Source organism: Vibrio sp. B1FLJ16 (assembly GCF_905175385.1).
GTDB lineage: Bacteria > Pseudomonadota > Gammaproteobacteria > Enterobacterales > Vibrionaceae > Vibrio.
This window is the reverse complement of sequence record NZ_HG992749.1, coordinates 2651707-2664372: the sequence shown is the minus strand read 5'-3', so window position 1 is coordinate 2664372 and position 12666 is coordinate 2651707. Positions and strand designations below refer to the sequence as shown.

General features: G+C 47.6%; 6 protein-coding genes. 5 read left to right on the top strand and 1 reads right to left on the bottom strand.

Translation table 11 applies throughout. From position 1 onward, the window contains the following. Positions 1–15: 15 nt before the first annotated feature. From rng to tldD, 4 genes are read left to right on the top strand one after another with little or no spacing between them, the layout of a single operon-like run. A complete protein-coding gene (gene rng / locus KHN79_RS12180; protein WP_182010966.1) occupies positions 16–1485 on the top strand; it encodes a ribonuclease G in 1470 nt (489 codons plus the stop codon). A gap of 11 nt (positions 1486–1496) precedes the next feature. Further along, on the top strand, positions 1497–5375 hold the full coding sequence (locus KHN79_RS12175) for a YhdP family protein (RefSeq protein ID WP_182010968.1): 3879 nt from the start codon (positions 1497–1499) through the stop codon (positions 5373–5375). Between the two features lie 32 nt (positions 5376–5407). Continuing rightward, on the top strand, positions 5408–6229 hold the full coding sequence (locus KHN79_RS12170; RefSeq protein ID WP_182010970.1) for a carbon-nitrogen hydrolase family protein: 822 nt from the start codon (positions 5408–5410) through the stop codon (positions 6227–6229). 10 nt (positions 6230–6239) lie between these two features. Next, positions 6240–7685, top strand: coding sequence for a metalloprotease TldD (gene tldD, locus KHN79_RS12165; RefSeq protein WP_182010972.1), 1446 nt, complete (start codon positions 6240–6242; stop codon positions 7683–7685). A gap of 71 nt (positions 7686–7756) precedes the next feature. Here the strand turns inward: tldD and KHN79_RS12160 are convergent, their stop codons facing one another. After that, on the bottom strand, positions 7757–9133 hold the full coding sequence (locus tag KHN79_RS12160) for a PhoH family protein (protein WP_182010974.1): 1377 nt from the start codon (positions 9131–9133) through the stop codon (positions 7757–7759). Between the two features lie 559 nt (positions 9134–9692). Here KHN79_RS12160 and rapA point away from each other — a divergent pair. After that, complete coding sequence (rapA, locus tag KHN79_RS12155; RefSeq protein ID WP_182010976.1) at positions 9693–12602, top strand: RNA polymerase-associated protein RapA; 2910 nt, start codon at positions 9693–9695, stop codon at positions 12600–12602. The last annotated feature ends 64 nt before the right edge of the window (positions 12603–12666 follow it).

Below are 12666 nucleotides of genomic sequence, written 5' to 3'. Positions count from 1 at the left end.
TATTGAGGTGTGCACATGAGTGCTGAATTGCTGCTAAACGTGACCCCGAGTGAAACTCGTGTGGCCATGATTGAAGGTGGAGTACTGCAAGAAATTCATATCGAACGCGAATCCCGTCGCGGTATTGTAGGCAATATATACAAAGGCAAAGTAAGCCGTGTATTGCCTGGTATGCAGGCTGCTTTTGTTGATATTGGCTTAGATAAAGCCGCATTTTTACATGCGTCTGATATTGTCCCGCATACTGAATGTGTGGCAGAAAACGAAAAACAGCAATTTCAGGTTCGTGATATTTCTGAACTGGTTCGTCAGGGACAGGATATCGTTGTGCAAGTGGTTAAAGATCCGTTGGGTACCAAAGGTGCTCGCTTAACTACCGACATAACTCTTCCTTCACGTTATCTTGTTTTCATGCCGGGGGCGAGTCATGTGGGGGTTTCTCAACGAATCGAAAGTGAAAGTGAGCGTGAACGCCTGAAGAAAGTCGTGAGTCACTACTGTGATGAGCACGGTGGGTTCATTATCCGTACTGCGGCAGAAGGCGCTGATGAAAAAGAGCTTTCTCAGGATGCAGCATTTTTAAAGCGTTTATGGCTAAAAGTCGTAGAGCGTCGCTCTAAGTACAAAACCCGTTCCACGCTTTACGGAGAGCCGGGACTGGCTCAGCGTATTCTGCGTGATTTTGTCGGCACAGAGCTGGATAAAATCCAAATCGACTCCCGCCTAGAGTATGAGAATCTCCTAGAGTTCACTTCTGAATACGTCCCTGAACTGACAGAGAAGCTAGAGCTGTATGAAGGCGATAAGCCGATCTTTGATATGTACGATACGGAGAATGAGATCCAACGCTCTTTAGAGCGTAAGGTGGAACTTAAATCCGGCGGTTATCTGATCATTGATCAAACCGAAGCGATGACCACTATCGACATTAATACGGGGGCATTTGTCGGTCGTCGTAATCTGGAAGAAACCATTTTCAATACCAACATTGAAGCGACTCAGGCGATTGCTCGTCAACTACGGCTGCGTAATCTTGGTGGCATCATAATTATCGATTTTATCGATATGGCCTCTGACGATCACCGTCAACGTGTACTCTCCTCTCTGGAAGCGGCATTGTCGAAAGATCGGGTAAAAACCAATATTAATGGTTTTACTCAGCTGGGGCTGGTTGAGATGACGCGAAAACGTACACGCGAAAGTATTGAACATATACTTTGTTCCGGTTGTCCTACTTGTGAAGGTCGCGGCACAGTGAAAACGGTCGAGACTGTATGTTTCGAGATTCTGCGCGAAATTACCCGGGTGAATCGAGCTTACGATGCGGATAATTTTGTTGTGTATGCGTCACCGTTTGTCGCGGAAGCGTTACTTGGTGATGAGTCACACGCGCTGGCAGAGCTTGAAGTGTTTATTGGTAAGCAGGTTCGAATTCAGGCTGAGCCCCTGTATATTCAGGAACAGTTTGACGTCGTGATGATGTAATTGGGACATTTGTGAATTCTGGTTTTCAACGTTTGGCGCGCTTTTGTGCATGGAGTTTAGCCGCGATATTGGTTTTACTAGCCATTGTCGTAACGACATTGCGTGTCACACTACCACAACTCGATCATTTCCAAGGTGAAATCAAAACCTGGGTCAGACAAGGCACAGGTTTTGATTTTTCTATCTCCAGCGTTGCGGGTTCCTGGCGTAACAACCATCCGTCGATTACATTAACAGACCTACAGGCTAACCTGCCTAATAATAAAGAAGTCCGCTTTGCTGTTGACGAGATTCAGGTTGAATTTGACTTGATTCAGTCACTACTGCAGTTCAAGCCTATCGTCGCAGATCTTACCATCGACAAATTGTGGCTGAATATCCGCAGCGTGGATATGTTGCCTAATAGTGAGCCTTCGGGGCCGGTTCTAACCGCAGAAGAGCGCGACGTAAATTTAATAGATCAGCTCGACTCTCTTTTATTGCGCCAATTCGAAGACTTTACGATTACAGATTCACGTATCTGGTATAAGTCTGTATCAGGGGAAACAAGGCGTCTTGATATCGAGCGACTTCGTTGGAGCAATAAGGGCAAGCGCCATCTTGCTGAAGGTACCGTGAGTATTGCGGAAGCCAAAATGAACTCTTTGTTAGTACGTGCTGACTTTAAAGATCACGGATCCCTTCGTGATGTCTCCGGAGAGTTTTTTGTCAGTGCCCAAGATGTTTCTGTTTCCCCCTGGCTGACGACCTACATGCAAGCCGAGTCGGGTATTGAGTCTGGCAAAGTCAGTTTGAACACCTGGCTGACCCTGAAGCACAGTCAGCCCAATTACGCCTATGTCGAACTGCAGCCTTCTGAATTAGTCTGGAATGAAAATGGCAGACATGAGCTGTTTGTTGAGTCTGGTTTCTTTAAACTGGTACCGGAGAAAGATGGATGGAAAGTAAATGGTCACTCACTTTATATCCGCACGGATGAAAGCACTTGGCCTGAACTGGATGTGGCGTTTGACTGGCAGCCTGAAGGGTGGACACTTAACCTGTCTCAGATCGATATTGAATCCGTAACACCTTTGCTCAAACTCGCTCCTGACTCGGAATCAGTCAGTGACATCGTCAATAAGTTGCAGCCTAAGGGGCGAGTAGAAGACATTCGCCTGTCGATGCATGGTGGTTTGGACACTTTGCGATACTCGGCAAAACTGGATGAACTGGGTATAACTCAGTGGGAATTACTGCCTGGTTTTCAGCATGTGCAAGGCTCGGTATCTGGTGATATCAGTCAGGCGCAAGCGAATGTGACTGTAATTGATGATGTCTTTCCTTATGGGGATGTGTTTCAGGCTCCGCTGAATATAAAGCAAGGTGAAGTTGATATTGTCTGGCAACAGGATGAACTAGGCTGGCGTTTGTGGGCGGATAAAGTCACCGCAGCTACCCCGGACCTTCAGGTTCTGGGCGCTTTTCGTTTAGATTTTCCGAAAGAGCAGAGTCCGTTTTTGTCTTTTTATGCTGAGGCAGATGCGTTCAATGCGGGGGAAACCTGGCGCTATTTACCTACATTAGCCTTAGGGCAGGACCTCACCGATTACCTTTCCACAGCGATTCAGGGCGGTAAAGTTAATACCGCAAAGTTGCTGTGGTACGGCGAGCTGGGTGATTTCCCGTACAAAGACAATAACGGCATGTTCCAGGCGTGGGTAGGGCTTAAAGAGGGCAAGTTCAGTTTTGATACCGCATGGCCAATTATTACTGATTTGCAGCTGGATTTGCTGTTTGAAAATGATGCCATGTATCTGGATTCCAAATCTGCAACACTAAACGGTGTGCAAGCTAAGCGCATTACGGGGCGTATTCCTGAGCTAGCTCCAGACGGTCACATTGAAATTGAAGCCAAAGCCAGTGCGCCGGGTAACGAAGTCCGTGATTATATGATGGCTACGCCTTTGGTTGATTCAGTTGGCGCCGCGCTGACAGCTTTGCAGGTCAGTGGTCCGGTGTATTCTGAATTCCATCTTAATATTCCGTTTGATAAAGAAAAAGAACCGAGAGCGTGGGGTTTCGCCGATCTTAAAGACAATCGAGTCGATATAGATGCACCACCAATGACGCTGGAAAAAGCGACCGGACGGGTTACGTTTGATAATGATGTTGTTACCACGTCAGGCCTGGCTGCAGAGCTGTTGTCCCAGTCTATTTCACTTGATTTTCGTGGTGAAAGTTCAGAGCAAGGTTATGACGTTAGTATCGATACTCTGGGGGACTGGGATGTCGAGCCGCTTAAGCCTTACCTAGGAGATAAGTGGCTGAATTTGGTTTCAGGTCATGCTCCGTGGCAGATGGATGTCGATTTGCAGCTCAATGATGTCGGTTTTACTTATCAGGTCGATGTGGCAGCTCAGCTGAATCGTGTGGCGAGCAAGTATCCATACCCACTTTCGAAGAAAGCGGGAGCGTCCGGTAAGGCGAAACTGCAGGCATCCGGCAATCAGGAAAGCATTTCTGCGCGTTTACAACTGCCGCAGGCGAAATATCAGGCTGAAATTGATATTTCTGCAGAAGTACCAGTCTTAAAGGCAACCAATCTTATACTTGGTCAGGATGGATTCAGGAAGGGCGCAATCAGCGGGCATAATGTGTCGGTTAAGCTTGAACAACTGGATTTGGATAAATGGATCGAATTAGTCAGTGTTCCGAGCAGTGATACGTCGTCTGTTCTCTCTGATATGAAAACGCCAGCGATTCCGCTGCCGTCTCGGGTTCTGCTTGATGTTCAGAATGTAACGTTTGGCAATATTGATTTTCATGATGTTAATTTCAACGCCCAGAAGAAAGGGTTAAGTTGGCAGTTGCAGATAAACAGTCAGGAAGTGAAAGGTAAAGCAAGCTACCTTAAGCCTTATGATCTTTCGGTGTCTCTCGATCATCTGCATTTGTACATGCCCGAGTTAGATAACCTTAAAAAAGAACGGACATCAATATTTGCTAGTGAAGATCAAAGTGCGCCGCTAATCTCTAACTTTGATCGCCAGCTTCACGCTGAGATGCCAAACTTAACATTACACATTGATGATTTTTGGCTGCAGGGTTACAAAGTCGGTAAAGTTAATGTCGATCTGCAACGCAGCAATGATCGCCTGGAGTGGAAAAACATCGGGTTCAGTAGTGGAAAAAACCGTATTGATCTGAGCGGTTGGTGGGAGCTGAAGGATAAACGAAGTCACTCCAGTATGACCATGAAAATGAAAGGCGACAATAATACGGATCTTATGGAGCGTTTCGGGATCACTTCAGGTATTCAGCAAGCGCCATTTGAGATCAATGCTGACATGGAATGGGATGGCGCACCGTGGTCGATGAAGACACAATCTCTACAAGGCGATGTATCTACAGAGTTTGGTAAAGGGGTGATCAGCGAAGTGAGTGGCGCAGCACGTCTGCTCGGCTTATTCAGCCTTGATTCTATCATTCGTAAGATGCAGCTCGACTTTACCGACGTGTTTGATAAAGGCATGGCCTTCAATTCTATATCCGGCAGCGGAAAAATTCAGGACGGCGTATTTATCACTAACGATATTGTGATGGATGCGTTGGCCGGGGAAATGCAGATCCGCGGTATTGCGAACGTGAGCAGCAGAGTCGTGGACGCAGAGGTTAAGTTTACTCCGGATATTACCTCCGGGCTACCCATGCTGACAGCCTTTGCGGTAGCACCTCAGACCGCTTTGTATGTTCTGGCGATCTCAACGGTTATTTCTCCTGTTGTCGAAGTATTTACGCAGGTGAATTATGAGGTGAAAGGTCCGCTTGACTCCCCGACCGTAAAAGAGATCTCACGTAGCAGAGGCGAATACGAGTTACCGGAAAAACTACGTGAGCAGGCAAAATAGCGATTGGTTGCAGAGAAATAAAAGGAAAACACATGGAACGTGTTGGTATTATTCAAATGACCTCCGGGCCAGATATCGAAGCGAATCTGGCTTTTATCGATGAACAGTGTGCACTGGCAGCAAATCAGGGTGTGAAACTGGTTCTCACGCCTGAGAATTCAGTGTTGTTTGCCAGCCGTGAAGATTACCATCAGCATGCTGAACTACTTGGAAGTGGAGTAATACAGCAGCGCCTGGCGGATATTGCTAAACATTATCAGCTAACGCTGATTGTTGGCAGTATGCCCATCCGAACAGCCAGAGGTGTAACGACGACCACTTTGGTTTTTCCACCGCACGGAAAGTGTGTTGCCCATTATGACAAACTGCATATGTTTGATGTTGAAGTCGCGGACGGGCATGGTAGCTACCGTGAATCGGATACGTTTACCGCAGGTAATCAGATTGTGGTTGCAGAAACGGATATTGGCAGTATCGGTCTGAGTATTTGCTATGATCTACGTTTTCCCGAACTATACAAAGAGCTGCGTTTGGCCGGGGCTGAGATTATCGTCGTTCCGGCGGCTTTTACCGCGGTCACAGGAGAAGCGCACTGGGAAATACTGTTACGTGCCAGGGCGATAGAAACCCAATGCTGGATTATTGCCAGCAACCAGACCGGAACGCATCCTTGTGGCCGGACAACCTGGGGACACTCTATGGTCATCGACCCTTGGGGACGAATACATAAACAACTTCAAGGTCAGACAGGATTGCTGGTCTCAGATATAGATTTGTCACAGAGCCAGCAAGTAAGGCAAAATATGCCGCTGACTCAACACAGTCGCTTTCAAAATGAATTGAGACGGAAATAAAGAGCTAACTATGAGCACAAACCAAATAGAACAGGCACTCATCGCCCCAAACGGTCTGACAGAGCAAGACATTGCTGACACATTAGCGAGCATTGCGACACGCCAGATCGATTATGCGGACATTTACTTTCAGTCCAGCTGGCATGAGTCTCTGGTTCTGGAAGACAGCATCATCAAAGATGGCTCTTTTAATATTGATTGTGGTGTCGGGGTTCGTGCTGTAACTGGTGAGAAAACCGGTTTCGCATACTCAGACCAGATCAACCTTGACGGTCTTAAACAAAGTGCTCTGGCAGCGCGAGGCATTGCTCAGCAAGGGCAAAATGGCAAGGTTCAGGCGTTTAAACGTACTGATAACCAGGCTTATTATGAAGCCGTGAATCCACTGGCTGGCTGGGAAAAGCAGCAAAAAACAGAATTGCTTAAATCACTTGATGCTTATATCCGCACTAAAGAGCCTTTGATCAAAGAAGTGTCGATCAGCATTAGTGGTGTACACGAACAAATGTTAGTGGCGGCAACCGACGGGACTTACGCTGGTGATATCCGCCCGTTAGTGCGTTTGTCGATTAGTGTATTAGCCCAGAAAGGTGAACGCCGTGAGCGCGGAAGTGCCGGTGGCGGCGGTCGTTTTGGTTACGATTTTTTCCTTTCTGAAACTGATGGTGTGAAACAAGCTTTCCATTATGCGGACGAGGCGATCCGCATGGCGTTGGTTAACTTAGAAGCCGAAGCTGCTCCTGCAGGTATGATGCCTGTCGTATTGGGATCTGGCTGGCCGGGCGTGCTGCTACATGAGGCGGTAGGTCACGGCTTAGAAGGCGACTTTAACCGTAAAGAGTCGTCTGTGTTCTCAGGTAAAATGGGGCAGAAAGTCACTTCATCACTTTGTACGATTGTCGATGATGGTACGCTGAAAGACTTGCGCGGGTCACTGAACGTTGATGATGAAGGCGTGAATGGCCAGTACAATACGTTGATTGAAAATGGCGTACTGAAAGGTTACATGCAAGACAAGCTCAACGCGCGTCTGATGGGGGTAAACCCAACCGGTAACGGACGCCGTGAATCATACGCACACCTGCCGATGCCGCGCATGACCAACACTTACATGCTTGCGGGTGAGCATACTCCGGAAGAGATCATCTCGACGGTGGAGAAAGGTCTCTACGCACCAAACTTTGGTGGCGGTCAGGTTGATATTACTTCCGGTAAGTTTGTCTTCTCAGCTTCTGAGGCGTACTTAATTGAAAACGGCAAAATCACTCGTCCGGTGAAAGGGGCGACACTGATTGGTTCTGGTATTGAGGCCATGCAGCAAGTCTCAATGGTCGGTAATGACCTGAGTATCGACAAAGGTGTTGGTGTATGTGGTAAAGCAGGGCAGAGCGTCCCTGTTGGCGTTGGTCAGCCAACGTTGAAATTAGATTCACTGACGGTTGGCGGTACTGAGTAACGCTAACGTGCCAAATAATAGAAAGAGCGCTCACCTGAGCGCTCTTTTGCTTTTACAGTCAATTGATTTGGTTAGAGGTTCTCTTCCGCAAACTCCGCCAGGCGGCTGCGAACTACGCCGTTAAGGTGAATGTTCGAACTGCCTTCAAAGTTCTTGAATCGTTCTACCATGTAGGTTAATCCGGACGTTACTGGAGTGAGGTAAGGCGAGTCAATTTGCGCCAGGTTACCGGAACAGACAATCTTCGTACCTTCACCACAGCGGGTGATGATGGTCTTGATTTGTGAGGCGGTTAGGTTCTGACACTCATCAAGTAGTACGAACGCATTTTGAATTGAGCGGCCGCGCATAAAGTTTATCGACTTAAACTGGATGTTGGCTTTATCGCAAATGTACTTTAGCGAGCCTTCTGTACAGTGGTCGTTTTTATGCAGTGCTTCCAGCGTATCGGTCACCGCTGCCAGCCATGGCATCATTTTCTCCTCTTCGGTACCCGGCAGGAAGCCTATCGACTCACCGATATCTGGTGTATTTCGCGTCACGATGATCTTATCAAACATCTTTTTCTCGATAGTCTGCTCAAGTGCAGCTGCCATCGCTAACAGCGTTTTACCACTACCAGCGGCACCAGTGAGAATCACTAAATCAATATCAGGGTCAAGCAGTGAATCTAACGCCATCGCCTGGTAGATGTTCTTTGGTGTAATGTCCCAGGCGCGGCGGTGCATCATGCGCTCACGGCTGAGGTCGAGCAGGGTGAGTTTATCTTCATTGATGGATTCAACTCGTCCGGCAAAATCGCTGTCTTCGTCTATGACATATTGGTTAATGAATGTTGGGTCAAAAGGTTCACGGCTGAGTTTGTGGTAAGTCTTTCCGCCGAGAGCATAGCTTTCAACCTCACTGACTGCGCTCCAGAAATCCCCTTCGCGCTGCTGAAAGCCTTTAGTGAGATACTGAATATCATCAATCAGTTGATCGGTTCGGTAATCTTCAACATAACGTACGCCAGCTCCTTTGGCGCGAAGACGCATGTTGATATCTTTGGTTACCAGTACCACTTCTCGTGGTGCGCGTTTGTTCTGCAGATAAAGTACGGCATTGAGGATGCGGTTGTCGCCGGCTTTATCGGCGAAAGCTTTAACGGTTTCCTGAAGTTCGAAATCCGCTAAGATGGAAATAGAACCATGGTCCGGGTTCTCTTTTGATACCGGAATACCTTCTGAAATTTCATCCGGCGTGGCATCTTTAAACATATCTTCCAAAGCGCGAATTGCGATACGGGCATCTCGTGCAACATCGCGTTTGCTGTCTTTGATTCTGTCTAGTTCTTCCAAAACGGTCATTGGGATGACGACGTCGTGTTCTTTGAAAGAGAAGATTGCGAAGGGTTCGTGAAGAAGAATATTGGTGTCAAGTACAAACAGTTTCCGATCGGTATCGCCCATAGCGTCTCCTTGCCTAAAAGCGGCTTTGCTTGCGAATGGTTTAGCCAAATATAAGTGTGAACTGGCCTAACTCTGATTGCTTGCAATAGAGGTTGTCGGACTGTCGTCGGTTAGTGTGCAACCGAGCAGCAGACAACGTATGCAAACCCGTGTTGATCCTAATCGTGTACCAAAGCGCTTAAAATTATATGCGATTGTATATGCAATGAATTTAAGCGCACCCAAACAAAGTATACGTAATATTTACCTGTAGCAACTCAATAATTGACATCAGTTTTTTACAATTTGATTGCATTTATGGTTTCGGAAAAAAAGTTTCCGCTTGGTGCGGTTTCGGCGTGACCTAAATCACAGCTTAAAGTAATATTAGCGGCCTTTTTCTGCGCACAAGCTACGCGCGATTTATCATGTTGAGCTGATTGAAAAATGTTCACTCCAGAGTGGCATGACAAGTTCAACAGGCGTAGCGGAAGCGAGAATCAGATCTACACTAATATCCATGTCTTCGGACATGAGTAGGCCAACACGAATCAAAAATTAATAACGAGGTAGTCAATTCATGACATTTGCTTTGGGGCAGCGCTGGATTAGCGATACGGAAAGTGATTTAGGTTTAGGTACGGTAGTCGCGATGGATGCACGTACTGTGACATTGATGTTTGCAGCATCAGAGGAAAACCGAGTTTACGCACGTAATGATGCGCCTGTTACCCGAGTTACGTTTAACGTTGGTGATGTTATCGATTGCCAGGAAGGTTGGTCTCTGAAAGTTGAAGAAGTGCTGGAAGATGAAGGGCTTTATACCTATTTCGGTACTCGTGAAGATACGCAAGAAACGGCGGTGGTATTGCGAGAGATCTTCCTTAGCAACCAGATTCGTTTTAACAAACCTCAGGATAAGTTGTACGCAGGTCAGATCGACCGGATGGATAATTTTGTTCTGCGTTACCGCGCTTTAAGCAATCAGTTTGAACAACATAAGAGCCCGATGCGAGGTCTGTGTGGCATGCGTGCAGGTTTGATCCCTCACCAGCTGTTCATTGCTCATGAAGTCGGCCGACGTCATGCTCCTCGTGTTTTGCTAGCCGACGAAGTTGGTCTGGGTAAAACCATCGAAGCAGGCATGATCATTCACCAGCAGGTGCTGTCAGGCCGTGCAGAGCGTATTCTGATTGTGGTGCCAGAAACACTGCAGCATCAGTGGCTGGTGGAGATGATGCGTCGTTTCAACCTGCATTTCTCTATCTTTGATGAAGAGCGCTGTATTGAAGCGTTCGCCGATGCTGAAAACCCATTTGATACCCAACAATACGTATTGTGTTCACTGGATTTCTTGCGCAAGAGCCGTAAGCGTTTTGAACAAGCTTTGGAAGGTGAGTGGGATCTGTTGGTTGTTGATGAAGCGCACCACCTTGAGTGGAGTCAGGATAAACCAAGCCGAGAATACCAGGTGGTTGAAGGCTTGGCTGAACGCACACCCGGCGTACTACTACTGACTGCTACACCAGAACAGTTAGGTCGCGAAAGTCACTTTGCGCGTTTGCGTCTGCTTGATCCAGACCGTTTCTACGATTACGAAGCGTTTGTTGAGGAAGAAGAGCAATACGCTCCGGTTGCTGATGCGATTACAGCGTTGTTCTCTGGCGAAAAACTGCCAAATGAAGCGAAAAATCAGATCACGGAACTGTTGTCTGAGCAGGATGTTGAGCCACTGTTCCGTATTATCGAAAGCAACAGCGACGAAGACGCTAAGGCTTCAGCTCGTCAGGAGCTTATTGACAACCTGATGGACCGCCACGGTACTGGGCGCGTCCTGTTCCGTAACACGCGTGCTGCGATTAAAGGCTTCCCTGTGCGTAATGTACACCTGATGCCAATGGATATTCCACCGCAGTACACTACCTCAATGCGTGTCGGTGGCATGCTTGGCGGTAAGATGAGCGCTGAAGCGCGTGCGATGAAAAACCTTTACCCGGAAGAGATCTTCCAGGAGTTTGAAGGAGATGATGCAAGCTGGTGGCAGTTTGATTCGCGCGTAAACTGGTTACTTGAAAAAGTAAAAGAGAAACGCAGTGACAAGATTCTGGTGATTGCTTCTCGCGCTAGCACCGCATTGCAGCTAGAACAGGCATTGCGTGAGCGTGAAGGCATCCGTGCAACCGTATTCCATGAAGGGATGTCGATTCTTGAACGTGATAAAGCGGCCGCTTATTTTGCGCAAGAAGAGGGCGGCGCGCAGGTATTGATCTGTAGTGAAATCGGATCAGAAGGTCGTAACTTCCAGTTTGCAAACCAGTTAGTGATGTTCGATCTGCCGTTCAACCCAGATTTGCTTGAACAGCGTATTGGTCGTCTTGACCGTATTGGTCAAAACCGCGATATCGATATTCACGTTCCTTACCTGAAAGGCACGTCGCAAGCGATTTTAGCTCGCTGGTTCGACGAAGGTCTGAATGCGTTTGCAGAAACCTGTCCGACAGGTCGTGCGGTTTACGATAAGTACTCTGATGCTCTGATTGAAATTCTGGCATCCGGCGACACTAGCGAACTGGATGAGATCATTGAAGAATCAGCGAAAATGAACAAGCAGCTGAAGTCTCAACTAGAACAAGGTCGTGACCGTCTGCTAGAAATGCACTCTAACGGTGGTGAGAAAGCGCAGCAAATCGTAGAGAAAATTTCCTCGACGGATGGTGATACTAATCTGGTGACGTTTGCACTTTCTCTGTTCGATACGATTGGTCTTAATCAGGATGACAAGGGCGAGAACGCACTAGTAGTAACGCCGTCTGAGCATATGATGGTGCCGAGTTACCCGGGGCTGCCTTATGAAGGCGCGACCATTACTTTTGACCGTGAAACGGCTCTGTCCCGTGAAGATATGCACTTTATCAGCTGGGAGCACCCAATGATTCAAGGTGGTATCGATCTTCTGATGAGCGAAGGTGTCGGTACATCTGCGGTATCCTTGCTGAAAAACAAAGCGTTGCCAGTCGGTACTATTTTGCTTGAGTTGATTTACGCGGTGGATGCGCAAGCACCGAAACGCAGTGGTATTACCCGCTTCCTGCCGAAAACACCGATTCGTCTTATGATGGACGCACGTGGCAGTGACTTATCTTCGCAAGTGGAATTTGAAGGCTTCAACCGCCAGCTTAGTCCGGTAAACCGCCACCTTGGCAGCAAGTTGGTGACGTCAGTACAAAAAGAAGTGCACCGTTTGATTGAAGCGGGCGATGTTCTGGTAGAGGAAAAAGTGGAAGAGGTGCGCAAGCAGGCTCAGCAGGATATGCAGCAAAGTCTGAACTCAGAGCTTGAGCGTTTGCAGGCACTGAAAGCGGTTAACCCGAACATTCGTGATGAAGAGATTGAGGCGATTGAAGAGCAGATCAAAGAGCTTACAGGTTACATCAACCGGGCTCAGGTTCAGTTGGATTCGCTGCGTCTGATCGTGGTCAGCCATAATTAATCTGTTCAGACACTTCACTTAAATAACAAAGGCCTTCGATTGAAGGCCTTTTTCTTTTTCAGCA

What these genes read in the sequence shown, in the direction of transcription:
- rng (WP_182010966.1), top strand. Translation starts at nt 16, where the DNA reads ATGAGTGCTGAATTGCTGCTAAACGTGACCCCGAGTGAAACTCGTGTG.
- KHN79_RS12170 (WP_182010970.1), top strand. Translation starts at nt 5,408, where the DNA reads ATGGAACGTGTTGGTATTATTCAAATGACCTCCGGGCCAGATATCGAA.
- KHN79_RS12160 (WP_182010974.1), bottom strand. Translation starts at nt 9,133, where the DNA reads ATGGGCGATACCGATCGGAAACTGTTTGTACTTGACACCAATATTCTT.
- rapA (WP_182010976.1), top strand. Translation starts at nt 9,693, where the DNA reads ATGACATTTGCTTTGGGGCAGCGCTGGATTAGCGATACGGAAAGTGAT.
- tldD (WP_182010972.1), top strand. Translation starts at nt 6,240, where the DNA reads ATGAGCACAAACCAAATAGAACAGGCACTCATCGCCCCAAACGGTCTG.